This window comes from Rhizobium skierniewicense Ch11 (assembly GCF_023757665.1).
GTDB lineage: Bacteria > Pseudomonadota > Alphaproteobacteria > Rhizobiales > Rhizobiaceae > Agrobacterium > Agrobacterium skierniewicense.
In genome coordinates this window covers 505,529-526,987 of the sequence record NZ_RXPG01000005.1, presented here as the reverse complement: position 1 = coordinate 526,987, position 21,459 = coordinate 505,529, and the positions used below count along the sequence as shown (strand labels likewise).

General features: G+C 52.9%; 28 protein-coding genes and 1 pseudogene. 12 read left to right on the top strand and 17 right to left on the bottom strand.

Features of this window, described 5'->3' with window-relative positions; all coding sequences use genetic code 11:
* Positions 1 to 4: 4 nt before the first annotated feature.
* Positions 5 to 1,966 (bottom strand): ParB/RepB/Spo0J family partition protein, encoded by a 1,962-nt coding sequence (locus tag EKM04_RS06035; protein ID WP_183897762.1) that lies wholly within the window; start codon positions 1,964 to 1,966, stop codon positions 5 to 7.
* A 503-nt stretch (positions 1,967 to 2,469) separates the two neighbouring features.
* Entirely contained in the window at positions 2,470 to 2,670 is a 201-nt protein-coding gene (locus tag EKM04_RS06030) for a hypothetical protein (protein WP_183897765.1), read from the bottom strand.
* 369 nt (positions 2,671 to 3,039) lie between these two features.
* Here EKM04_RS06030 and EKM04_RS06025 point away from each other — a divergent pair, with 369 nt between their 5' ends.
* Together EKM04_RS06025 and EKM04_RS06020 are read left to right on the top strand one after the other, a co-directional pair.
* A complete protein-coding gene (locus tag EKM04_RS06025; RefSeq protein WP_350310105.1) occupies positions 3,040 to 3,342 on the top strand; it encodes a hypothetical protein in 303 nt (100 codons plus the stop codon).
* Between the two features lie 261 nt (positions 3,343 to 3,603).
* Positions 3,604 to 3,813 (top strand): sunset domain-containing protein, encoded by a 210-nt coding sequence (locus EKM04_RS06020; protein ID WP_234911054.1) that lies wholly within the window; start codon positions 3,604 to 3,606, stop codon positions 3,811 to 3,813.
* A 148-nt stretch (positions 3,814 to 3,961) separates the two neighbouring features.
* Here EKM04_RS06020 and EKM04_RS06015 read toward each other — a convergent pair whose 3' ends face one another.
* Both EKM04_RS06015 and EKM04_RS06010 read right to left on the bottom strand, forming a co-directional pair.
* The gene (locus EKM04_RS06015; RefSeq protein ID WP_183897766.1) at positions 3,962 to 4,558 is read right to left on the bottom strand and encodes a hypothetical protein; all 597 of its coding nucleotides are present in this window, start codon (positions 4,556 to 4,558) and stop codon (positions 3,962 to 3,964) included.
* The gene (locus tag EKM04_RS06010; protein ID WP_183897767.1) at positions 4,555 to 5,127 is read right to left on the bottom strand and encodes a hypothetical protein; all 573 of its coding nucleotides are present in this window, start codon (positions 5,125 to 5,127) and stop codon (positions 4,555 to 4,557) included. The genes EKM04_RS06015 and EKM04_RS06010 overlap by 4 nt, the downstream gene beginning before the upstream one ends.
* Before the next feature lie 285 nt (positions 5,128 to 5,412).
* Between EKM04_RS06010 and EKM04_RS06005 the strand changes: the two genes are divergently transcribed.
* Positions 5,413 to 6,282, top strand: a complete 870-nt coding sequence (locus EKM04_RS06005) for a hypothetical protein (protein ID WP_183897768.1) — start codon at positions 5,413 to 5,415, stop codon at positions 6,280 to 6,282.
* Between the two features lie 53 nt (positions 6,283 to 6,335).
* Here the strand turns inward: EKM04_RS06005 and EKM04_RS06000 are convergent, their stop codons facing one another.
* The gene (locus tag EKM04_RS06000; protein ID WP_183897769.1) at positions 6,336 to 6,623 is read right to left on the bottom strand and encodes a hypothetical protein; all 288 of its coding nucleotides are present in this window, start codon (positions 6,621 to 6,623) and stop codon (positions 6,336 to 6,338) included.
* 19 nt (positions 6,624 to 6,642) lie between these two features.
* Positions 6,643 to 7,236, bottom strand: a complete 594-nt coding sequence (locus tag EKM04_RS05995) for a recombinase family protein (protein ID WP_183897770.1) — start codon at positions 7,234 to 7,236, stop codon at positions 6,643 to 6,645.
* A gap of 446 nt (positions 7,237 to 7,682) precedes the next feature.
* Here EKM04_RS05995 and EKM04_RS05990 point away from each other — a divergent pair, with 446 nt between their 5' ends.
* Positions 7,683 to 8,156 carry a hypothetical protein gene (locus tag EKM04_RS05990; protein WP_183897771.1) on the top strand — a complete coding sequence of 158 codons (474 nt, stop codon included), beginning with the start codon at positions 7,683 to 7,685 and terminating at the stop codon, positions 8,154 to 8,156.
* 27 nt (positions 8,157 to 8,183) lie between these two features.
* On the opposite strand, the gene EKM04_RS05985 is transcribed toward EKM04_RS05990, so the two are convergent.
* A complete protein-coding gene (locus EKM04_RS05985) occupies positions 8,184 to 8,720 on the bottom strand; it encodes a hypothetical protein (protein WP_183897772.1) in 537 nt (178 codons plus the stop codon).
* A complete protein-coding gene (locus tag EKM04_RS05980) occupies positions 8,717 to 9,013 on the bottom strand; it encodes a PadR family transcriptional regulator (RefSeq protein WP_183897773.1) in 297 nt (98 codons plus the stop codon). The genes EKM04_RS05985 and EKM04_RS05980 overlap by 4 nt, the downstream gene beginning before the upstream one ends.
* 198 nt (positions 9,014 to 9,211) lie before the next feature.
* Between EKM04_RS05980 and EKM04_RS05975 the strand changes: the two genes are divergently transcribed.
* Positions 9,212 to 9,805, top strand: a complete 594-nt coding sequence (locus EKM04_RS05975) for a hypothetical protein (RefSeq protein ID WP_183897774.1) — start codon at positions 9,212 to 9,214, stop codon at positions 9,803 to 9,805.
* 140 nt (positions 9,806 to 9,945) lie between these two features.
* Here the strand turns inward: EKM04_RS05975 and EKM04_RS05970 are convergent, their stop codons facing one another.
* Both EKM04_RS05970 and EKM04_RS05965 read right to left on the bottom strand, forming a co-directional pair.
* The gene (locus EKM04_RS05970; protein WP_183897775.1) at positions 9,946 to 10,389 is read right to left on the bottom strand and encodes a hypothetical protein; all 444 of its coding nucleotides are present in this window, start codon (positions 10,387 to 10,389) and stop codon (positions 9,946 to 9,948) included.
* On the bottom strand, positions 10,379 to 10,813 hold the full coding sequence (locus EKM04_RS05965) for a helix-turn-helix domain-containing protein (RefSeq protein ID WP_183897776.1): 435 nt from the start codon (positions 10,811 to 10,813) through the stop codon (positions 10,379 to 10,381). The genes EKM04_RS05970 and EKM04_RS05965 overlap by 11 nt, the downstream gene beginning before the upstream one ends.
* 164 nt (positions 10,814 to 10,977) lie before the next feature.
* Here EKM04_RS05965 and EKM04_RS05960 point away from each other — a divergent pair, with 164 nt between their 5' ends.
* From EKM04_RS05960 to EKM04_RS05950, 3 genes are all read left to right on the top strand, one after another.
* Positions 10,978 to 11,394, top strand: a complete 417-nt coding sequence (locus EKM04_RS05960; protein WP_183897777.1) for a helix-turn-helix domain-containing protein — start codon at positions 10,978 to 10,980, stop codon at positions 11,392 to 11,394.
* A gap of 100 nt (positions 11,395 to 11,494) precedes the next feature.
* A complete protein-coding gene (locus EKM04_RS05955; RefSeq protein ID WP_252094043.1) occupies positions 11,495 to 11,926 on the top strand; it encodes a LexA family protein in 432 nt (143 codons plus the stop codon).
* Positions 11,923 to 13,194 carry a Y-family DNA polymerase gene (locus EKM04_RS05950; protein ID WP_183897778.1) on the top strand — a complete coding sequence of 424 codons (1,272 nt, stop codon included), beginning with the start codon at positions 11,923 to 11,925 and terminating at the stop codon, positions 13,192 to 13,194. The genes EKM04_RS05955 and EKM04_RS05950 overlap by 4 nt, the downstream gene beginning before the upstream one ends.
* A 5-nt stretch (positions 13,195 to 13,199) precedes the next feature.
* Here EKM04_RS05950 and EKM04_RS05945 read toward each other — a convergent pair whose 3' ends face one another.
* Entirely contained in the window at positions 13,200 to 13,883 is a 684-nt protein-coding gene (locus EKM04_RS05945; RefSeq protein ID WP_183897779.1) for an SOS response-associated peptidase, read from the bottom strand.
* 160 nt (positions 13,884 to 14,043) lie between these two features.
* Between EKM04_RS05945 and EKM04_RS05940 the strand changes: the two genes are divergently transcribed.
* From EKM04_RS05940 to ligD, 3 genes and pseudogenes are all read left to right on the top strand, one after another.
* Positions 14,044 to 14,520, top strand: coding sequence for a hypothetical protein (locus EKM04_RS05940; RefSeq protein ID WP_183897780.1), 477 nt, complete (start codon positions 14,044 to 14,046; stop codon positions 14,518 to 14,520).
* A gap of 28 nt (positions 14,521 to 14,548) precedes the next feature.
* A complete protein-coding gene (locus EKM04_RS05935) occupies positions 14,549 to 14,971 on the top strand; it encodes a hypothetical protein (RefSeq protein WP_183897781.1) in 423 nt (140 codons plus the stop codon).
* Positions 14,972 to 15,035: 64 nt separating this feature from the next.
* A pseudogene (gene ligD / locus EKM04_RS05930) lies at positions 15,036 to 16,096 on the top strand (non-homologous end-joining DNA ligase).
* Between the two features lie 13 nt (positions 16,097 to 16,109).
* Here the strand turns inward: ligD and EKM04_RS05925 are convergent.
* From EKM04_RS05925 to EKM04_RS05900, 6 genes are all read right to left on the bottom strand, one after another.
* Complete coding sequence (locus EKM04_RS05925; protein ID WP_183897782.1) at positions 16,110 to 16,637, bottom strand: thermonuclease family protein; 528 nt, start codon at positions 16,635 to 16,637, stop codon at positions 16,110 to 16,112.
* Between the two features lie 167 nt (positions 16,638 to 16,804).
* Entirely contained in the window at positions 16,805 to 17,248 is a 444-nt protein-coding gene (locus EKM04_RS05920) for a type II toxin-antitoxin system VapC family toxin (protein WP_183897783.1), read from the bottom strand.
* On the bottom strand, positions 17,248 to 17,487 hold the full coding sequence (locus EKM04_RS05915; protein WP_183897784.1) for a type II toxin-antitoxin system VapB family antitoxin: 240 nt from the start codon (positions 17,485 to 17,487) through the stop codon (positions 17,248 to 17,250). The genes EKM04_RS05920 and EKM04_RS05915 overlap by 1 nt, the downstream gene beginning before the upstream one ends.
* A gap of 216 nt (positions 17,488 to 17,703) precedes the next feature.
* Positions 17,704 to 17,916 (bottom strand): hypothetical protein, encoded by a 213-nt coding sequence (locus tag EKM04_RS05910; RefSeq protein WP_234911053.1) that lies wholly within the window; start codon positions 17,914 to 17,916, stop codon positions 17,704 to 17,706.
* A gap of 171 nt (positions 17,917 to 18,087) precedes the next feature.
* Positions 18,088 to 18,363 carry a hypothetical protein gene (locus EKM04_RS05905; RefSeq protein WP_183897785.1) on the bottom strand — a complete coding sequence of 92 codons (276 nt, stop codon included), beginning with the start codon at positions 18,361 to 18,363 and terminating at the stop codon, positions 18,088 to 18,090.
* 81 nt (positions 18,364 to 18,444) lie between these two features.
* Positions 18,445 to 18,663, bottom strand: coding sequence for a class I SAM-dependent methyltransferase (locus EKM04_RS05900; protein ID WP_183897786.1), 219 nt, complete (start codon positions 18,661 to 18,663; stop codon positions 18,445 to 18,447).
* A 293-nt stretch (positions 18,664 to 18,956) separates the two neighbouring features.
* Here EKM04_RS05900 and EKM04_RS22890 point away from each other — a divergent pair, with 293 nt between their 5' ends.
* Positions 18,957 to 21,212 carry a methyl-accepting chemotaxis protein gene (locus EKM04_RS22890; RefSeq protein ID WP_327786372.1) on the top strand — a complete coding sequence of 752 codons (2,256 nt, stop codon included), beginning with the start codon at positions 18,957 to 18,959 and terminating at the stop codon, positions 21,210 to 21,212.
* Positions 21,213 to 21,459 lie beyond the last annotated feature (247 nt).

Below are 21,459 nucleotides of genomic sequence, written 5' to 3'. Positions count from 1 at the left end.
AGACTTATTCAGCTGCGATTGCGAAACTGTCATCTGTTGGTTGGACCGCCTCTGGCACGTCTTCGTCATCGAGTTCCGGCGTGGTCAAGCATTCTGGCATGTACGCAAGCCCCATAATCTCGGCTTCTGCACGATGTACTGCCTCATGTTTTGGCAGCTTTTGCATCGCTGTAATGCGATCCTCTGCTATGCCTTGATCGCGCATGATATGTCCCATGGCCTTCTTCGAAATGCGATCCAAGAAATCAACATTCGGCGTCCACCATACAGACATATTGAAGTCCATCGCTCTAGCAATTTCATCTGACTGGATGATGCGGCCATCTTTGCGAATGTCATGACGATAGCGGATTGCGTTCGTATTCGCCGCTGAAACCGTCGCTAAAAGATTGAGTAGGACAGGGGTTTCCTGTTCAAGCAACCAGTCCCACAACAAGCCGGGTTCATGTGGCAGACCTATCTTGACCGTTTCCAGATGCTGCGCCCACTCAACATAAGCGCGGTGGCTGGATGGATTTTGAATAGCGCCGTCTAAAGCTTTATACTCGCCACGAACCTCTACAGCACTGGAAATCGACGGTGAGCCGTAATAGTTCGGGTAGAATGCCCGCACTAACAATGGCTGCAAAAGTGCCGCTAGCGCGACAGTCGGTTGGCGTGTCATTTCCACGCGCAAAGCTGCCGTTCGAATGGCTGTCAATTCTTCTACCAAAGCTGCGGAAAGGGTGCCTGTATCGCTACTTTCCTCATGCTTCTGTTGCTTTGCTTCGGTGTTGTCGGCGCTAATGCCTTCTTCGCCTCGTAGTTCAAGAATGGTCGCCCAATCATCCCGACGCACCCAACCTTTGGTGATCCGTGGTTCACCATTATAATCGAGGCTGACCAAGCAACCGGCGAGGGCGACTTCTTGTGGGTCGTAAGTATGAAGACTTGCCCTTATTTCCTCCTGTCGAGCCTCAATCGCGTCTACCCGTTCGGCTGCCTTGGATAGCTCATCTTCCGTTCCGGCCTCTGCGTTTAGCAATTCCGCCAACTCGTCATATTCTTTCGAAAGGCGATCATTCTCCTGCGAAATCTCTTCGCTAGGTTGGTTGTGTCGCGAGTGTATGCGCTCAAAGTCTGCCCTGATGTGAGCATTGCCCTCCAAGTCCGGTTCAGCCCAAAGCCAACCTTCTGCCTTGCACTGCTCTGCAAGTGATGCGAGCTTTTCTGTTGCCAAACGCACCAACAGAACGCGGTCGGACAAGAAGCTTTCATCGTCGTCGGAAAACAGGTCCGTGACCACGTTCCCACCTGCGTCTTTGTAGGCCGCTAGGGTCACAAAACGCGCTAGTTTGTGATCGCCGCGCACCTGTTCCTTTGACAAGGCTTCACGCAAAGCATGTGGCTGGCGCTGCCATGAATATTCTGAACCAAACCATGCGCTATTTTGCGCTTCGTGATCGTCGGACAATGCAAGCGCTTCGGCCTGTTGCATCGTAATTTCATCGGTTCTCATCACTTCAAGGATGCGCGGCGATAGGTGAGCGAGCTTCAACCGGCGACGGACAGTCATATGAGACATGCCGAAACGGTCGCCAATGGCTTCCGGCGTCAAACCGTCATCATTGAGCTTGCGGAAAGCCTCGATTTCATCAACAGGGTGCATGCGCTCACGCTGCATGTTCTCGGCCAGAGAAATTTCTGTGTCGCTCTGCTCATTCAGAACGTTGCAAGCGATTTTGGCATCGTTTTCCAAGCGACCTTCTTTTGCAAGAAGCCGTAGGGCGGCGAGGCGGCGGCTACCAGCGACAACCTCGAACTTTCCGCGTGATCCCTTGCGGACAGTCAAATTCTGAATAAGGCCATGCGCCTCGATGCTGTCTGCCAGTTCACTAATCCCGACTTGGGAATTAGTGCGCCGCACGTTCTCTGCGCTTGGCACGAGTTTGGACAGGGCAATGTTTTCAATGTTGGTAACAGTCATGGCAAAAACTCCCTTTTCGCCTGTGGGCGAGGCCACCGCCGTTTGCTTCGGTGAATGTCCTCATGACATTCACCGGAGCGAAGGGAGGGGGGCGAAGACCCCCGAGTGTCCGCGTTGAGGAACGCTCAAGGGGTTGGCGCACAAGAAAATCGGAAGGTTCGGCGCGCAGCGCTGAAAGCCGATTTTCGCAGGGCGGGCCGTAGGCCGGACCAACGCGCATCGCGCTTGCCCCTTGAACGGCTCCGAGCGGGGGCGCTTGGGCGAAACTGAAATGGAAAGAGGGGAGGCGGGCCTGCTGCCCGCCTGCTTTGTGAATGTGCGCGCCTGCGCGCTCCTTCTGATATAATTCGATCCTGCCTGCGATATTGAAACTGTGCGCGGATCTCGCGTGAGGGATCGTTACCCGAATGGGCCGAAACCGCTTGCGGGTTCGGGGCGCGCAGCGACTAGAGCCCGGCCCGAAGGGACACGCCATCGAGCTTGATTATGGATGTTTCTTCCGCTCACTCTTTCCCGCTCTTGTCAGCAATATATCTGGCAACCCTGAACACATGCTCGATGGCGTCGGCCAGATCGGCTGCTGCCTGACGCAACTCGGGGTCTGTCGAATTGTCTGAAGCAATTTCAGAGAAACCCTGCCTGAGCTTTTCGCAGGGATCAGCGATCGTATGAACGTCTCTCAATAAATCTGGCACCGATGCCATCATCGTACCTCGCAAGTATTTTGCGCTCGTTCTATGGTATCACTCATTAAGATGAAGCTCATCGAACATGCGCAGTTTTAATGACTGCAAGATTGGCTGCTATGGACAGGTTATGAAACAGCCAAGGGATGCCGAAGCTAGCAAACTCAAACGTGACCAGATCACTTACATTGGGCCGGTTCCTGATCCGGTCAACACGGCGCTGGATGATCTTCCACAATACATCACGCTTGGTTGCTTTTGTTCTTCGTGTGAGCGCGAAACGTGGATCGACCGGGAGGCAGTCCGCAAGAAATGGGGAAACGCCTTTCTCGCTTCACTGCAAGCAAGATTACGTTGTCGAGCCTGTGGCAACCGCCTCGGAAATCGATGGATCATGGGTCAGTTGCCTCGTTAGGCCCAACTGCAGATTTGCACATTGCTAACGGCGTGATTGTTGTGAATCGTGCAGGGATGACAAGCGATGCAAAATCACTTTCCGATATCAAGATGAAGCCCTCAACCGTATTCATGCTTAACCAGCATGGTTATGAAACGGTAGAGGACATGGCTCACCTGCCGAGCGTTCAAATTCTGCGTCTTCCCTGCATGGGGGGTAGCGATTGGCGCAAGCTCGCGGCTGCTTTAGGCCGCGAACCGTTTTCTGAACTGGCTCGACGTAAAAAATCATAGCGGTGTTTTCCACAAGACTTCGGCCGTCACTTCGGCGCAATTTGGATAAGCGCGTTCTGGCCTTCGTCTGCTTCGCCAGCGCTTAGCGCAGGCTCCGGCCCTGTGGGCTGGAAAAGCGAACCAAGCACGGAGCGCTCGTAGACCGATAGGCTGGATTTTAGCCATCAGATCAATAATATTTGAATATCAGCATAGTATATGGCTCATATGAGCAACTTCGGCCTTATAGTGATAGCATCATCTACTGCGGCTTTTCTAGCCATGGGCGGATATACGTTGCTGCCGCGTGAACTGTGGGATCCGGCATGCAATATCAAAGGTAACATCAGTATCAGTTCTGGGATCCGGATTTTTCATGTTCCCGGACAGTACGACTACGATTCCACCCGCATCAGAACAGACTACGGCGAGCGCTGGTTCTGTTCAGAAGCCGACGCCCGGAATGCTGGTTGGAGAAAGGCAGGCAGATGAATTCTACCGGAAGTCGCCTTTTGGCCCATTGCGGACGTTCCTTAGGCATTCCCCAGAAGTCTGAAATGGGGGTAGAATGCGGGCAGTTTGCTCCTCACGCATTCGCGTGACATCGACCTGCTTTTCGAGGCTATCTCACAGCGCTTTTTCAAAGCGCATCAAGCTCGGCGCCAGCCTTGCCGGCCTCGAACGCCTTCTTCCCCTCTTGCTGGACGTAAATGAGGCGCCAGAATGTGCTCTTGTGATTTGAATTAGCCGAAAGCTCGACTGTGGTGGCATCTGATTTGTAAGTCCGAAACCAATTGGCCTCGTTCTGGCTAAGGGAGTACGCAAAATTTTCCGCCCTACCATAGAAGGTATCGCTGGGCCGACGTTCGTACACCCCAGTCTCGGTATAATTCTTTGCCAGAGAAGCAGCGAGTTGATTGTAACGGTCTATGATGCGGGATCCATACTGGTCATTGACGAACTCTTCCCCTAGAACCACGACACGCCAGAGGCGATCGTCATGCCCGAACGACAGCATCACAAACTTCATGTCAGCCAGCGCCTTGGGCAAAGAAGTCGCGACGTAAGTTTTGCCGAACGTCGCGCTCTCCGCAGGACGCAGTACAACACCGAGTTTTTCGATTTCGGAAGCACTGACCATCCATTTGAGGCCAAAAGGGGCGGAAGCTTCCTGAGCGAGAACCGGCTGAATCAGCGTCATTAGAAGGAGAGCAAGAAAGGCCAATGTTTTCTTCATAGCGCGTCACCGTCCTCCACTGTTTCCTGGCCCATGGGAGTTGCGGACCGCCCCTCAGATAGCCGGTTCCAAGTAAAACCATACCGTTCAGACAGCAGCGCCAATTGAAGCTGGGAAATACTCAATTCTGCTGTCGCAGCATTTGCTAAGGCGATTGCTTGGACTAACCCACCGGTGTACCGACTGGCCTCAGCGCTTAAGCGGTCACGCTCGCTCGTGGCTGCGGCTAGGTCTGCCCCGATAGCAGCAATCCTTCTTTCGTCCGGCTGATGGAGCTCGCCATTCAAATTATAGTTCAGGTCGATCCGCCGCAGGAAGCTGAGGCGCTTCTGTTCTAGCATGGCAGCGGTCACCTTCAGCGTTTCAATGCGAACATCGATGAGGCTGCTGATCGCACCGCCGTCGTAGCGAGCCTTTTGCGCTTCTGCAGTAGATATCTCGTTTGCAATATTAACGAGGTCTCGGTCCAGATCTTCAGTGCTAGGATCACTACCAGCGTAGCTGATGAAAGCCAGGCCGCCACCTAGCAAAATTAGGCAAGCAACTGCAGTTGCAATGATGGTTTTCATGAAAGCCCCCTCCCATATAAATGCTTTATTATCTGGCCGCATAAAGAGACGCAAGCGCGACCTACCACTCAACTTAACTGTTGCATGAAAAGTGAAAGCGGACAGCAAGCTTCCGGGATTTCTGGCATGTGCGTCAACGACTTAAATAGAGGCGAGAGGCGAAATTGATCGAAGCGTGCCGCTACGTCTGCTCCTGGCGCGAAGCGGACCATTTGGGTGGCGCTATGCATGCACGCTTTCAATGTGGTAATCCGAGTTTAGGTTAAGTTGTAGACGGAGACTGAATTGCCGAAGTTGAATAGTGTTCAGCCGCCGAAAGATGAACGGCCGATGGGCGAAGCCACTTTCAACTATGCAAGCTATGATGGGCGGTTTGTAATCGGCGCAGCGTCTTGGGCGTTTGAGACTCGCTGGAGCAGTGCAGGTCAAGGGTCAGCCCATCTTTACAACGATCCAGCAGGTATTGAAGGGGTAGCAATAGCAGAAGACGTTGCAACTATCGGTCAGGTGACACCAAAAGTGGTTGCTGCCGCTGACTTCACCTCCCGCACCCGGACGCCCCGCGTTGGGCAGATCGCTCTACTTCGAAACACTTCAGGTTTTTTCGCAGCAGTCGAACTCCTTGAGGTCGGTCATTCAAGTTTGCCATCTGGCAACGTCATACGCCTGCGCTTTGCAATTCAAACGGATCGCTCAAGCGACTTCTCGCCCTTCGCGTCCGCATTCGATGACCGACAGGCGCTGATTGGTCAATTGCTTGCCGCCGCCACGGACGCTGAACGCGCAATACATGCAGTGCCGATCGGCCAGGGCATAGGGAGCAGCGACTTCATTGGAATTGGCCATAATCAACCGCCCGACGAGTTCGCCATTACAGAGGACGACCGCACCAAGACCCTAGCAGCGATAGCCACCATCCGGCAGGAGTCAGCTACCGGTTCGCCATCTACCAGCAGACTGCGAGCTGCCGGGCAGACGATCGCGCGGGTGGCCGGCATGGTCGCCAAGTGGATCGGTGCCAAGGCTGACATCGCTACCGAGGAATTTGCGAAGACGGTAGGCAAGACCGCAGCAATCGCCGCCATCCCGGCATGGTTGATGGTGCAAACTACGCTCACTGCGCTGATGGACATCCTTGCAAAAGCCATAGGTTAGCGCAGCGATGACTTCCATTGGCGCAATCCAGACGTCATTCACATGTATACTCCCTAAGGTCGGAATGAAACGGATGAGAAAATCCGCTTCAAAAACGATTCATTTTTAGCTTCCTTATCAGCGCTTGCTGGGTCAGATCCCTCGACCTCTTCATCAACTACGAGCGCGTGAGCTTCGATAACCTGCGCCGGGACGGTTATGTATGTCGTCTTTATTTCATCAGCTTTTACAGCGACTGTGATCTCGCCGCCTGCTCTTACCAGATCGACAGCTTTAAGCGCCGCGGCCTGTTCGTCGTCTGCCTCGATGAGAACGGTTTGCGTAACGAGAAAAAACGGCATGACTTTTCCGGCTTCACTTTCATTGAGAATTTTCCGTCGTCGGAAGATTACGATTGAGGCATCGGTAAACCGTCGCACGCCCGATACCGAAAATATCCATCAAATCACTGATGGAGTATTCTCCGCTATCATATAGTCGGCGGAGATCCTTTTCGCGCTTGGCGTTCAGTTTCGGAGCACGACCTTTCAACTTGCCCTTTGCGCGAGCAACGGCAAGTCCCTCTCTAGTACGCATCCGGATTAGATCAGACTCGAACTCAGCGAATGTTGCCAGAATATTGAAAAACAGCCGTCCCATCGGGTCGGCTGGATCGTGGATCGAAGATCCAATCTGAAGCTTCACTCCGCGCCTCGATAAATCGTCACATATCGAGCGAGCGTCTGGAACGGAGCGGGCCAGCCTGTCGAGCTTCGGAACGACTAGGGTATCATGCTCTCGCACCGCTGCAAGGGCCTGATCCAGACCTGGGCGATTGCGGTTCGTGCCGCTATAGCCGTGGTCAGTATAGATGCGGTCAGGTTCTACACCGAGTTTGTGAAGTGCTGTGATCTGAGAAGCGAGGTCCTGCTTGTCAGTCGAACAGCGAGCATATCCGATAAGGGTTCCTGTCATCCTCACGGTGTATCATATAACGCCCGTTAAGCGAGAATTAATTCGGACCAGTCTTGTGAGAATTTCGAAGTGCCGATAACTGGCCTCTGGCTATACAACTGACACCTTCATTAAAATGTCCGGATAAGGATCGTTTGCGGACACTTAACAGAAGAGCAATGCGACGTCGTGATTGAGATGTTTTCCTCGCGCTGCTTTCGTAAAATGGTGGGCCCGTCATGTGGCTAGCACTGCTGAGCGGATCAGGTTCAGGTTTAAGCGCGACTATAGTTCATGGCGTGATTTTGATACTTTGGTGCAATCCTGAAAGCAGAATCAGCTAAGTGGTAATAAATTTTTTCTTGTCTCCTGAACATTGGAAATAGGGAGACGGAGCCGTTGCCTAGACCTTTGCAGTCGAGCGACGGCTCTCTCTCTTTGAACAGGACATTCGCGAGGGGTAACATTTGATCACGTGGTGGGTTGTTGTTTTTGACTTTGCTAAAATTGTTGTTCAGGCAGGGTTGGCTCTTTTAGTCGCTTGGTCCGCTGTTAAGTGGGCTCTAGGTCGATACAAAAAGGAAAAGCATTGGGAGAAGAAGCTCGCGGCTTATTCAGACGTCTTAGCGGCTACCGGCACTATGAACCAGATAATCAACGAGTGGATAAGGGAGGAGGCACTAGATGGGAGTTCTGCGACTGATGACAAGGGAACGCGTTACAGAGTCTTGATGCGAAAGCTTGAAGAAACAATACCTGTCGCAGCTTTCATCTTACCGCCAGAAGCTGCGGCTCTTCTAGCAAAGTTACAGACTGACCTTCACGAATCATCAAATATTGACCGATCTTGGATGTCCACTTTGCAGCAGGAATGGTCAATCCTCGAACGAACCCGCACTCAGCTCATGAAACTTGGAAAAGCTGATCTAGGCCTCAAATGAAACTTCGCAGGTGGGGCTGCGGCCCCACTACTCGCTCTTGTCATACCAGTTGAAGCATTTTGATAGAAGATGAAACGGCAGACCGACAACATATGTCAAAGCACTTAGGATCAAAGAGTAATTCAGGTGGCGTTTGATCTTTTTGGCCTCAAGGTAGTCGTTTTTATCGAGAGCTTCGTAAAATTCAGCGCGACTGTCTGCGACCATTTGGCCGTAAACGCGCTCAAATACTGACTTTGGTAAAACCGCTTGCAAGATTCCTATTGCGCGATGACCCGGCGGGCGCTCAATTTTATATTCTTTTTCGACGACAGTTCGGGACCCCTTGATGACTGACGCTAGCGTCTTTGCCACCTGCCGGTTCTGTGCTTCGCTGAGCCACATTATTCCGTACACTGTTTGCTTAACAAAGCTCTTTGGGCGGAAATGGTCAACAGAGTTGTGTCCCATAAAGTTTGAGTTGAACTGATGGGAGAAAAATTTAGGTTGCATGTCGGCATCTAGAGAAAGCGCTTGGCGTTCACCAGAGCCACTATCGTCATTTGAACTCTTGTCGGAATTCATACTGCATATCCTTCGCTCAATGTCATAAACTCCTTCCGCAATTCAGAGGCGCGCTCAAACACACGCTGACCTTTTCCTGTGATCCAGTAGCGCCTTCTAGGAAGGCCTGGCATTGATGGCTCCTTTTCAGCTTCGGATTTCACCCAATCTTTCTCCTCCATGCGGCTCAGATACACATAGATTGTGCCGCGCTTCAGCCTCTCCGACTCCTTCACCATTTCCAGACCGTAGAGGCGGTTACCTGTCATCAGCAACCGCAAGATTTCCATCTCCAGTTCCGTAGCTCCAAACATAATCAATCCAATCAAACGGGAATGTATGAGTCTTACATAAGATAAGAGTTGAGTCTTACAAGGGGTAGGAATTAAAAATCGTTAAGGGTCACACGGTCGTCAACTTAACCAAACGATAACTACAGTGAACACGAGGTCACAGACTTAACCTCCACTTTAGATTGTCCTCGTAGTTTTAAGACGAAGCTGGGGGCTAAAATGAAAAATTATACGAAACGTCTGATAGCGGTTGCTGCAATCACCTTGTTTTCTGCTAATGCCGCCTTTGGACAATGGAAGTTCGAAACTGTTGAAGATGACTTTGCTGACCATGAAACCCGGTACGGGTACATTGAGCAGGGGACGTCGCAAATCGGCTTGAAATGTCAGTCTGGTCGCTACGAACTTGTGTACGTCACCTCGGATAGGACAGTTGACGCGTTTACTCTCGGAGCTATCGCTGCGGCCGGAGTGACAAAGCTCATGTTTCGAACGGATAAGGACCGTCCCGAAACGCTGACAGCGAGACTCGATCTTTTGGTAGATGGGCGTCTTCGAGCAATTGGGGAACTCTCGCCTAAACAAGTAAAATCAATTGAGACAATGAAGCAGAATATAGCGGTGCAATTGAGTCTTGAAGATATTCCCTCAAACCAACTAAAATTTACTGCTAAAGGTTCAACCGCAGTTGTAAAGCGCGTCTCCGCAGGGTGTGAACAAGTTCCTCCCGAGATGACAAAAGCCAAAACGACAAAGCTGTTATTTACTATGATCTCAATCTTGCTTCCGCCTCTTCCTGTCAGCATGTATTGATATGTCGCTGCCACTTTGATTTTTGATAGTAGTAAAGTGGCCTTCGCCGTCCCTACAGCGCAATTTGGATAAGCGCGCTCCGGCTTCGGTTATTCCAGAACATAGGGCAGTAGCGAAACCTCAAGGTGAAAGAACCTCCCTCAAGGAGTTTCCTCATTGGAATCGTCGAGCGATCGAAGGTTCCGAACCACTTTCTTGATCTCTCGATCTGTAAGCGTGGATCGCGTTGAAAGGCGTCGTCGCCGCTCCGGGGTGCCTCGGCCTCGCAGGCTGGAGGCAACTGCGAAGCCGGCGGCTTTTGAAGGTTTATCACCATGGGCAGCCCTGATCTGCAACAGGCTGTGGGCGACCATACGGAATTCCGCAACATCTACCTCGGCAATCTTTAACAAGCGGCGCGGTATCATTTCGGCAGGTAACAACAGGATCAAATGCGGGGGAACAGGATAGCGGTGATCTTTCCCTAGCTCCTCGAGAACGTGCGCCACGTCCTTCAGCAACCGTTCCCCAACACCAAGCATTTTGAGAAAGTAAATATGCTCTTCCAGACGGCTGTAAGGAAGATCTTCGAATTCAATCGCCATTCCTTTCCTCCCTGGCAAGGCTGTCAGCAAGCGCCGCCACCTGTCTTTTACCTTCCGGATCGCGAATCCTAACGAACGCGGCGTTTAATTCTCTGCCAGCCTTCGAGCGGACGAACCGCAACAGATCATCGTCTGCCTTTTGCTGAACGCTGAAGGGGAGGCCACTGCGTTCTGGGTCAGGTTCATAGAAATATTCCATTGGCACCCTGAACAGTCGGGAAAGTGTGACGATTTGATCCCCACGTAGACGGTTCGTACCGCTTTCGTATTTTTGAACCTGTTGCCTTGCCACCGACAGTGCATTTCCTAGCTCGGCTTGGCTCAAACCATGAATGATGCGTTGAAATCTGACCTTCCTGCCCACGTCGATATCCGTTTGACCGGGGGCTTTTGAAAGATTTGCATTTGTTATAGCAGCTGGCATCAATGCACTTTCAAAAGTAGAAGCTTACCGAACTGGCAAAGCATCAACATAATATACCCCATAATTTTCGGGGGGTTTTTGTCGGGCGCTATTACTTCTACACATGTCACCTTATGATTGAACATATAGGCAGATAAAGAGCCTATCTAGAACCTGAAGCCACAATGAAGAACAACGAAAAACGACTACCCCAAGCAGCTGATATTGAAGTCGGTCGGCGCATTCGCGTCCGGCGCAAGGCACTTGGGATGAGTCAAACATCGTTGGGGGAGACTGTTGGCGTAACCTTCCAGCAAATTCAGAAATACGAAAATGCCAAGAACCGCGTTGGTGCTGGTCGGCTGTCGAAAATAGCTGCGGCTCTTGATGTTCCAGTATCGTACTTCTTCGACCAGGAAAACGATCCTGCAGAAATCAACGAAACAAATGTCGCTCCACACACGGTTGCCACGTTCGTAACGAGCGCTGAGGGTCGTTTACTTAATCAAGCGTTCGACAGAATAGATGACCTCGCGGTGCGCAAAAAGATTGCAGCGATGGTCGTGGCAATAGCGGACGGCGAACCCAATCCATCCGAGTAGTCCAAAACATAAGTCGCGTAATCGTCCATCTTGATTTTACCCGCCTCCTGTGTTCACTATTTGTTCCTTTCGAAGTTCACTCTTGAAAGGTCCATCTGGAATGCTCGTCGGCCTGAAATTTGAGGCGGAAATACACGTCCCGCTTATGCTCCATGGGCTATGCGCCGGATTCCCGTCTCCAGCTGATGATTATATCGATGAGTCAATCGATCTCACACGGCTGCTAATCCGCAACCCTCCTGCTACATATCTGTGGAAGGTTGACGGAAACTCGATGCGTGATGCGGGAATTTTCAATGGCGACCTGATCGTTGTGGATCGCAGCGTAACCCCGGTTGACGGTGATATTGTCGTTGCCACCATTCACGGCGAACGATCATTGAAAAGGCTCCGCCTGATCGGCGGACGGCCGAAGCTGACTTTTGAAAATTCGGACATGCCGATGTTCGATTTGCCTGAAATTGCCGAAGTCGAGATTTGGGGCGTTGCAATGTGTAACGTTCACTGGCTCCGGCCCAGGAAAAAGCCATGACATCTTTCGCGCTGATCGACGGGAACTCGTTTTATTGCTCTTGTGAACGGGTGTTTGATCCGAGCATTGCCAAGCGCCCTGTCATTGTTCTTTCGAACAATGATGGCTGCGCTGTCGCAAGGACGGCGGAAGCAAAGGTGCTTGGAATCGGCATGGGTGAACCGTACTTCAAAATCCGCGATCTCTGTCGAGATAACGATGTTGCTGTTTTTTCAAGCAATTATACCCTCTATGGCGACATGAGCGCTAGGCTGAACGCCATCTACCGCCAATGGTCGCCCGATGTAGAGATTTACTCCATCGATGAAAGTTTCCTCAATATGACCGATATCAGGCCGGAAGATCGCGAAGCTTTCGGCCGCGATCTTCGCTCTACGGTCCAGCAATGGACAGGCATACCAACCTGCGTCGGTATCGGCCCAACCAAAACGCTTGCGAAATTCGCGAACCATGTTGCCAAGAAGAACGCGGAGTTGGGCGGCGTTTGTGATTTGACGCAACCAGCCGCGCGGCGAAGCTGGCTGGATCGTATCGAGGTAGGAGAGGTTTGGGGTGTCGGCGCTGCCTCTGAACGCAAGCTGTTTGGGCTTGGAATAGAAACTGCTGGCGACCTAGCCCGCATTGATGCGCGGCTTGCGCGAAATCTCCTGAGCGTCGTGGGGGAACGAACTGTATTAGAGCTACAAGGCGTTTCATGCCTTCCTCTCGAAGACGTGCCGCCGCAGCGCAAGGGTTGCGCTGTTACACGCTCTTTCGGAACCCCTGTAGCGGATCTCGCCGTGATGCTCGAGGCTGTCGCCGCGTATGCAATGAGGGCAGGGGAAAAGCTTCGTCGCCATGGGCTAGAAGCTACCCATCTCGCCGTTTTCATGCACACATCACGCTTTAATCATAGGGATAGGCCGCACTCGGCACAGACAACAGTGCATTTCCCTGAAGCGACGAACGATACGTTCGACCTGATCAGCGCAGCCCAGCGGGGTGGGCGTAAAATCTTCAAGGACGGTCATCGTTACGCAAAGGCGGGCATCATCATGAACGATCTGGTAGCGGCGCGATCTCAACTGCGGCCTCTTTTTGAGGCCCGCGACCGCGACCGATCGGAACGGCTTATGACGGCGCTTGACGCTGTCAACGCAAAGTTTGGGCGTGGCACCCTTTTGCCGGCTTCAGTCGGAATAAAGCGCGACTGGCAAACGAAATTTGACCGCAGATCGCCACGTTATACGACGAACATAAAGGAGTTGCCGATAGCAAGTGCGAGATAGCCTGCTCAAAGCGTGTTGATCACCGGCTTTTTCGTGTCTGAGCCATCGTATCGGGACGAGTTGACCTCTCGACCAACCCGGAAAAATTCGAGCTGATCATTGATCTGACCGGCACTAAGCACGTCTTTGGCACTCTGTCCCTCAATGGTGGTATCGAGCCAATCACCGTAGGAATCGCGGTGCAGAATGAATGGCATTCGTCCATGAATATGAGAAATATGCTCAACCGCCGGTCCAGTGATTATCGTGCAGCTGGTCACATCGAGCTTGTCGTTATGGGACCACAATCCGGCAAATGAAAACGATTGCGCGTCAGGAAGTTGGAGAAGCCATGGGTCTTTCTTGCGGTCCCCTTCATTTGTGGTCCATTCGAAATATCCATCCGCAGGGATGAGACAACGTTTCGTTTTGAACGGCTCACGATACGCACCGGAGCTCTCGACGGTTTCGATACGGGCGTTGAACATCGCTGCTTTTGGAAGCTCCTTTGCGAAGAACGGCACAAGCCACCATCTGCCTTGCTGAAGGGCCATTTCATGCCCTTCAGGCTTTGTCGCAAAGAACACGTCCTGCGTTGGTGCGATATTGTATCTCGGCCGCATATTCGAGCTAGGCGGAGCGATATCATGAATGCTGTAGAGCTGATGCAGTTCTGCCCAGGTCATGAGATTTGTGAAACGTCCGCACATTCTACCCACCTCTTGCGATCATGCCTTAACGAAAGCAGCTTTTGGCGACTTCAACGTAGATGATAGCAAATTTCCCGGTACTGTTAAAAATGAGAAACTAACTTAAAGACTTGGTTCAACTTTGCCCCTGATACACCCTTCAAGGATAGAGGGACAACGGATGACATTTGTAGACTTCTTTTGGAGCTTTCTGGCATCGCTCGCAGCTGCCTTTGCGATTTATGTTTATGGCCGTTTGAAAGCTGAAATACCTTGGCAGGTGTTTAAATTCTGGAGCAAAGAACGAACTCTTGAAGAGCGAGTTGAAGAAGCCCGTAGGCACCTGGGACGCGATCACTTTACGGAATACCGGTCAAAGTTCCTGAGTGCGTCGTTTCTTGTGGTTACGACAACAAGCGCGTTGGTGTTTTATCATCTCGCCCTCGCAAGGCTCGCATCTTGGTTCCAGCAGCCATTTTGGGCTGAGATATATGTGATGACAGCCCTCGTGTTCGGATCGGTCGGCTCTCTGATAACTCTAAGCCTACTGGGCAGGATTGCGACCATAAATGGAACTATCGCCGACTGTCGAGAACGCCAACAGAAAGCGCGTGCAGGCAAGGTCGAACAATCCGCGCCATCTGCCAGGACAGCGTGATCAGGATTTGGCACGATCAACAACGGGAATGAACTGCATTTCCCCTGAAATCAACGAGCTTTATGAAACAATCGCCAAAGCTATTCTCGATGCTATCCCGGATCAGGGTTGGACAGAGGCAAGCTATCACTATCTTCGCATCACACAATTTGCCGAGGAAACCGGATCGTTTCAGCTAGATGACGGTAGTGTCGGGTCTTTTGTGGTCGAAGATGAAGGATCTGATGCACTGAGCGGACTTCGTAGAGCCATGGCTTCTCAGCACGATAATCGTCACGCATGGTACTCAGTGACAGTGAGGCTCCAGCCAGACGGTGGCTTCAAGTTCGATTTCGTCTATGACGCGCTTCCCCCATTCGAGATAATACCTTCGCCCGCAAAGTGGGCAGACGAGTTTCGAACCTACCCGCGTCCAGAACTTGAACCCTTGGCACCGAGAATGCCGGACTGACGCAGCTGGAAGTTGGGACATGCGCCTGAAACTTTTATAAAGGTTTCGGGCGCAGGCTGTCGTTATGACGAAAGCGCCTCGACCACGATCAAAGCCGCTGCTTCGCGATGATGGCAAACCCATCCAGTCGCGCCCCATCCGCAAGCGTAACAAGGCGCAAGCGGCATTGCCGTTTGAGCCGATGCCTGAGCGCGTCGAACCATGCCTTGCGCTCCTGAAGCAGAAGCCTCCGTCTGGCTCAAATTGGGGTTGGGAGGTGAAATGGGACGGTTATCGACTTGCCATCCATTCTGACAGCTCCGGCGTCCGCGTGTTGACGCGCGGCGGCTATGATTGGGCTGATCGATTTCCAGAAGTTGTGAAAGCGGCACGCAACCTCGGCCCGGCTTCGTTTATCATCGATGGTGAAGGCGTCGTTCTGGATGAACAGGGCCGGTCTGACTTCGACGCCCTGCAGAACAGTTTGGGAGCGGTCGGACGCCGTAGCGGCAAGCTGGTTTCCAGCAATGCAGTCCTTATGGCCTTCGACCTGCTTTATCTCGACGGTCGCGACGTTCGCGGCGAGCCATACAGATTCCGGCGACACATGCTCGAGGAAATGCTGAAGGAAGACGCAGGCGCAATCCGAGTTTCAGAGGAGATCGCGGTAGATGATCCGCTAGTCCTACTCAAGTCCGCCTGTGAACTGGATTTGGAGGGCATCGTCGGCAAGGATCGCAATAGCGCCTACCGGAGTGGCCGCACTGGCGATTGGGTCAAGCTCAAATGCGTGCAGAGCGAAGCTTTCGTGATCGTCGGCTATGAACCGTCCATATCCGCAAGCGGCGGTTTCTCGTCCCTGCTGCTGGCGGCCTACGAGGGCGATGAGCTGCGATATGTCGGAAGCGTCGGTACAGGTTTCAAAGAACGGGCAGCCATTGGCTTGCGCGCCATGATGGACAAATTGAAATGGCGGAACCAAAATCGCCTGTCCCGTACGGCGGCAAGCGAGAGGTTGTATGGGTCCAACCCACGTTGATTGCCGAAATCGAGTTTCGGCAGATTACCCCGGATCGCAAACTGCGACATGCGGCGTACAAGGGTCTGCGTGACCGGCAGGATAACGCAGACGTTTTTCGATTGTAGAGCCAGGTCGCACTTACTGCTTATGTTCCTTCCGATAGACCCACGGCTCATCGAACGAGTAGGCCCATATTCCTTTGCCTTGCCTCTTGGCGCTGTCCTCGATGCGCTGATATTCAGGCCAGACAGCCCGTGATCGATATCGATAGGCGATAGCCAAGCCTTGCCGGATCAGCTCGGCTGAGAAATCCGGCACTTGGGCCGTTCCACAAACCGCGAGTGCGCGGCTGTAGCGGTCATAGTCGCGGATTTCACAACGGATCGTTCGGCCAGCAGTCCAGCGCTGCAAAGCGCTGACTGCTGGATCACCGCACCTCATGACCGCTCCGTTTCGGGCTTTCGCCGTCTGCTCTGCTTCGCAGGCATCGACGCCGAAAAGGCGGATCGACTGCCTTGACCCTTTCACACGCAGAGTGTCACCGTCGATGACTTCTACTTGAAAATCCTGTGGAGGTAGACTTGATCTCGCGTGAGCTATTCCGGACACGGCAACTGCTGGCAGCGCTATAATGAAGGCAGTAATTTTTGAATATTGAAGGCTCATGAATGCTCGGCTGTTTTGTTGAATCGATTTTAGGAAGTCTGTTCGGTCCCGCGAATAAACCGAAGAATGAAACGGAGCGGAAAATTCAAAGGGTTATGACCTTGCTCATCATATTGTTCGGGATCGGCCTGTTTGTTTTCACAAGCTAACTCGCGCCAGTATCGCGCTCAATGATGTTGCCATCCGATATCCGTATGCACGAAATCCTCGCCTTTGTAGGCGATCTTGGTCCGGTACGCTTTTGCGCAGGCATAGGCGAAGCAGTCACCCATGTTGAGCTTTGCCGGATGGTTCATGATCTTGCCGAACTGTAGCGCAGCATCGAGCGCTTTATTGCCAACGTCTGCGGAAATCAACGCGTCCTTGCAATCCAGATCGGCCGCAAATTGATCGACCATGCGGCGGGCGGATTCCATCATTTCCGGCGTGGCTGGCTTGTCCTTGCCGGTGGCCTCGGCCAGTCGGCGGGTCAACGAAAGCGTTGCCTCTACCCGCACGACTGGCGAGACATAGAACGGTCCTCCGTCGTGGTCCAAGCGGTCAATCAGAAAGGCCGCGTCATCTTCTTCCGAAAGAATGGCGACGATCACAGAGGCATCAATAAGAAGCATTATTCCTCGCCCCACATTTCATCAGTCTCGCGCTTGTGATCGCCGGGGGCAAAGGGGCCAGCCTCCCGCGCCATGGCGATGGACTTTGCCAGGCGGTCGCGGATCGGCAATTTTCCCTTGCGATTGGCAATCTCCCGTATGAGCGCATTCTTGACCGCATCGACCTTACTCGTTTTCGTGAGGCCAATCAGTTCGTCGGTAAGTCGGTCTACTTCTGGGTCTTTGATATAAAGCGGCATAAGCATATCCTTTCGAGGATATTATAATATCCTATTTTGCATATCCTTACCAGCAAATTGTGGATGTGAGGAACTTTTGAAAGGACGGAGAAGACAGGCGCATCGAGCGCCTCCCAATCAACGCGCCTTGCTAAAATACAAATCCAGCGCGCTCTCCCGCGCTCGGTGGGTGACGTTGGCTTGCCTCTTTCAGCATTGCAACGATGTGATCCTGCTTCAATCCGACAACCTGAAAGCCTTCTGCCCGCACATGAGGGCTTCAAGGCTCGGAAATTCTTCGATGCGGGTTCCAAGCCAAAGATACGGCTCATCTGTTTCCTCATCGGGAAATGCTGTGATGAAATAGGTTCGCAATGGTGGATCGAAACCGATGACCGCTTCTGGATCGATGCGCGTTTCCGATTTCACTTCAACTTCATACCGGCTCAAATCAATTCCTCTCAAATCACTCTGCAAAAAGCTTCATCTGGCGCTTATTTCTAAGATCGCGGCGGCTGACCTCCATTCGAAAGCCATCCCATTCAGGCCAGCACTCCCAAGCGCTTGATGTGGCTCGACCGTACCAAACGCGGACTTTCACCCAGTCCGCATTCAATTGCTCTACGATTTCAACCGTAAATGTGCCTCCAAGACCGGAATAAACATCGTATACTTCCACACTTCGGCGCTGCATCTCGCCACCCCCTGAAAGAATGCGAGTTGTTCGACGTGGTGAAGGGAAGCCTTCGGGACAGGCAGGCTTGCGATACGCATCGCCTCATCAGTCGCGCGCTGACGTGCCTCTTTGAAATCGAAGCAGACGATTTCACAGATGATGGACGTATCTTTCCAAGCGTCCTTGTGAATGGCCGTATCGATGCCTACTCCTGCATCCATTTCGAAGCCCGTCACCTTCTCGAAATCGACACCTTTGCCGCGTGTGCGCCGGTCGAAATAGGGTCTGCCGGAATACTGAAATCACGCGGAGCCCTGCGGAACGATGAACGCACCATAGTCGGCCAGCTCGGCGGCAATATCGATGATGTGAAATTCGAACTCTGCTCCCCGATAGCGCGGTCCAGTGGCGCTGCGTCGGACGCGTCCGAATGGCGGGTTGCCGATTGCAATATCGTAACGGTCCAGATCAAGGGCGCGATAGTCGAACACATCGGCATTGATCCAGCGGGCCTCCGGCAAGAGCTTGCGGCCTACCTCGCAATATTTGGGGTTGATTTCGACGCATGTTAGCTCGGTTGCTCGGACGCCGTATCTAGGCCCCTGAACATTAAAGGGGCCATACTTGCTGACAGCGCAGGAGCGACGGAACGCAGATCTGCACTTTTGATATAATAGTATTCACTATTGACGAAAAACTAGGCACGCTAACCAAGCTTAAATAATTGTTCTCTATCAAAACTATTATCTGTCCTATCTTTGAGCACAAGCAGATCCATTGATGCTCATTCAGCAAGCAAAAATCGAGGCTTTACGTGAGCATATTTGGTAATCTGAAAATCAGTACGCGTGTCGTTCTTGTTGCCGCTATTCCAACCATCGCGTTGATTGGTGCCGTCACTCAGGACAATGTGAAGCGCCTCGGGCATGCTTCGGAAGCACGGTCCGTGGCGGAAATCTCTTCGATGGCACCCATCATCGGTGCCACCATTCACGAAATCCAGAAAGAACGCGGCGCCTCCGCTGGCTTCGTCGGCGCTAAGGGCGTTGGTGAATTCGGTTCTCTTCTGGATAAGCAGCGTATTGCCGCAGATGCTGCAATCGCGAATTTCAAGGCGTTGAACCTCACATCCAATGACGCCATTGGTGGTCCGGCAATGAAGGAGCTGGCGTTTGCAGCGCAAGGCAAAATCGATAGGCTGAGGACGATGCGTGAAGATGTTTCCTCACTGAAGGCAACCGTGCCGGATATTGCTTCTTATTTCGCAGACACGATCGGTAGCCTGATCAAGCTGATCGAATCCATGAGCTCGCTTACGACCGACAGCACGATCTCGAATCGGATCGTCGCCTATTCTGCGCTTTTGCAGGGCAAAGAGCGCGCTGGACAGGAACGTACCATTGGTACGGCAGCTTTCGCGACCGGCAAATTCACGCCTGAAGGCTATCAGCAGTTTGCGAAGTTCGGCGCCATGCAGAACGTGTATTTTGCAGACTTCAACAGCTATGCGGGCGCACCGCAGCGTGCGGCGCTTCAGGCAGCGCTTTCGAGCGATGCCGGCCAGCTTGTCGAGAAGCAGCGTAGCGTCGCACTTCAGGCTCCGTTCGGTGGCCAGATGAGCAGCGTTACCGGTGAAGACTGGTACAAGGCAACGACCAACCGCATCAATGCGCTAAAGACAGTTGAAGATCAAACCGGTCTGGAGCTGAAGGAATATGCAACCGCCTCTGCCGATGCGCAGCACAAGGATTTCCTGATTTCCATCCTCACCTCCATCGGCGTTCTGGCCGTCGTGGCGGTTCTGGCAACAATCGTCACGCGCTCCATCACGCGCCCCGTCACGCGGATCGTGCAGACCATGCGTGAGCTTGCCGCTGGCAATGCAGAGGCAGACATTGATGCGGTTGCAGACCGAAGCGAAATCGGTGACATGGTCAAATCCGTCGCCGTCTTCAAGCAGAACGCGCAGGATAGATTGCGTCTCGAAGCCGAGGCGGAAGCCAACCGTTCTCTCTCCGAGCGTGAGCGCATCGAGCAGCAAAAGCGTCAGGCGGAAGATGCCGCAGAAGTGCAGCTTGCAGTGGATACGCTGGCCATTGGCCTCGGCGCGATGGCGAATGGTAAGCTTAACCACCGTATCGAGCAGACATTTGCCGAGCGCCTGGATAAGATCCGCGTGGACTTCAATGCCGCCATCGAGCGTCTGGAAGATGCGATTGTGGACGTGAGCGGTAACGCGCAGGCCATCTCCGCAGGATCGAACCAGATTCGCTCTGCGGCTGACGATCTGGCGAAGCGTACCGAACAGCAGGCAGCATCTGTTGAGGAAACTGCAGCTGCTCTGGAACAGATCACCACGACCGTTGCAGATACCACCCGCCGCGCCGAAGAAGCGGGTCGCCTGGTTAGCGCGACACGCGAAAATGCCGAGCATTCCGGCCACGTCGTCACGAATGCTATCAATGCGATGAACGCAATCCAAGCGTCGTCCAACGAAATCTCCACCATTATCGGCGTTATCGATGAGATTGCTTTCCAGACCAATCTGCTGGCACTGAATGCAGGTGTGGAAGCGGCGCGGGCGGGTGAGGCAGGCAAGGGCTTCGCAGTCGTGGCCCAGGAAGTTCGCGAGCTTGCGCAACGTTCAGCGAAGGCTGCAAAGGACATCAAGACCCTGATCGCAAAATCGGGTGAACATGTAAAGGGTGGCGTCTCCCTCGTCGGCGAAACCGGTGAGGCACTCGGTCAGATTGTCGAGCAGGTCAAGGAAATCAGCGTGAATGTCCTGTCCATCGTGGAAGCTTCGCGTGAACAGTCCACGGGCATCAAGGAAATCAATCATGCTGTTTCGCTGATGGATCAGGGAACACAGCAAAACGCGGCGATGGTGGAAGAGTCCACCGCAGCGAGCCATTCTCTCGCTCGCGAAGCAGAGGCTCTCTTCCAACTCGTTGGCAAATTCGAAATAGGCTCAGCGGCGCATCACACCCAGCATTCCGTCAACACCGGGTCGCCCGCGAACCGCTTGTTGGATCGCGTCAAGTCGTCCTTCTCCAGCCGGGCGGCATAAGATTGCACGGCTAGCCTCGGTTCAACGCACGGTAAAAACTGAATTGTAAAAGCCGCCGAAGACACTGCTTCGGCGGCTTTTTTATAAGAGCAGAACCCCTTGAGTGACCATCGCGAGTGGTCGCATTCGCCCTGCAACTGTGCGTCCTCCGCTATCCCATCTAGCCCTTTTGCCAATGAAGTATGAGAGAATGCCGATACCAGTGCACAGGTCGATAACCCGACCGCCTGGACCATCAAGGGTAAGC

Coding starts and splice junctions, on each gene's coding strand:
- EKM04_RS05920 (WP_183897783.1), bottom strand. CDS start 17,248: ATGCTTCTTATTGATGCCTCTGTGATCGTCGCCATTCTTTCGGAAGAA.
- EKM04_RS05975 (WP_183897774.1), top strand. CDS start 9,212: ATGAAAAATTATACGAAACGTCTGATAGCGGTTGCTGCAATCACCTTG.
- EKM04_RS05985 (WP_183897772.1), bottom strand. CDS start 8,720: ATGAATTCCGACAAGAGTTCAAATGACGATAGTGGCTCTGGTGAACGC.
- EKM04_RS05915 (WP_183897784.1), bottom strand. CDS start 17,487: ATGCCGCTTTATATCAAAGACCCAGAAGTAGACCGACTTACCGACGAA.
- EKM04_RS05955 (WP_252094043.1), top strand. CDS start 11,495: ATGCTCGTCGGCCTGAAATTTGAGGCGGAAATACACGTCCCGCTTATG.
- EKM04_RS05980 (WP_183897773.1), bottom strand. CDS start 9,013: ATGTTTGGAGCTACGGAACTGGAGATGGAAATCTTGCGGTTGCTGATG.
- EKM04_RS05970 (WP_183897775.1), bottom strand. CDS start 10,389: ATGGCGATTGAATTCGAAGATCTTCCTTACAGCCGTCTGGAAGAGCAT.
- EKM04_RS05925 (WP_183897782.1), bottom strand. CDS start 16,637: ATGAGCCTTCAATATTCAAAAATTACTGCCTTCATTATAGCGCTGCCA.
- EKM04_RS05950 (WP_183897778.1), top strand. CDS start 11,923: ATGACATCTTTCGCGCTGATCGACGGGAACTCGTTTTATTGCTCTTGT.
- EKM04_RS06000 (WP_183897769.1), bottom strand. CDS start 6,623: ATGCCGTTTTTTCTCGTTACGCAAACCGTTCTCATCGAGGCAGACGAC.
- EKM04_RS06025 (WP_350310105.1), top strand. CDS start 3,040: ATGGATCATGGGTCAGTTGCCTCGTTAGGCCCAACTGCAGATTTGCAC.
- EKM04_RS06035 (WP_183897762.1), bottom strand. CDS start 1,966: ATGACTGTTACCAACATTGAAAACATTGCCCTGTCCAAACTCGTGCCA.
- EKM04_RS06010 (WP_183897767.1), bottom strand. CDS start 5,127: ATGAAAACCATCATTGCAACTGCAGTTGCTTGCCTAATTTTGCTAGGT.
- EKM04_RS06030 (WP_183897765.1), bottom strand. CDS start 2,670: ATGGCATCGGTGCCAGATTTATTGAGAGACGTTCATACGATCGCTGAT.
- EKM04_RS05960 (WP_183897777.1), top strand. CDS start 10,978: ATGAAGAACAACGAAAAACGACTACCCCAAGCAGCTGATATTGAAGTC.
- EKM04_RS05965 (WP_183897776.1), bottom strand. CDS start 10,813: ATGCCAGCTGCTATAACAAATGCAAATCTTTCAAAAGCCCCCGGTCAA.
- EKM04_RS06015 (WP_183897766.1), bottom strand. CDS start 4,558: ATGAAGAAAACATTGGCCTTTCTTGCTCTCCTTCTAATGACGCTGATT.
- EKM04_RS05905 (WP_183897785.1), bottom strand. CDS start 18,363: ATGGATGCAGGAGTAGGCATCGATACGGCCATTCACAAGGACGCTTGG.
- EKM04_RS06020 (WP_234911054.1), top strand. CDS start 3,604: ATGGGCGGATATACGTTGCTGCCGCGTGAACTGTGGGATCCGGCATGC.
- EKM04_RS05935 (WP_183897781.1), top strand. CDS start 14,549: ATGAACTGCATTTCCCCTGAAATCAACGAGCTTTATGAAACAATCGCC.
- EKM04_RS05940 (WP_183897780.1), top strand. CDS start 14,044: ATGACATTTGTAGACTTCTTTTGGAGCTTTCTGGCATCGCTCGCAGCT.
- EKM04_RS05945 (WP_183897779.1), bottom strand. CDS start 13,883: ATGTGCGGACGTTTCACAAATCTCATGACCTGGGCAGAACTGCATCAG.
- EKM04_RS05995 (WP_183897770.1), bottom strand. CDS start 7,236: ATGACAGGAACCCTTATCGGATATGCTCGCTGTTCGACTGACAAGCAG.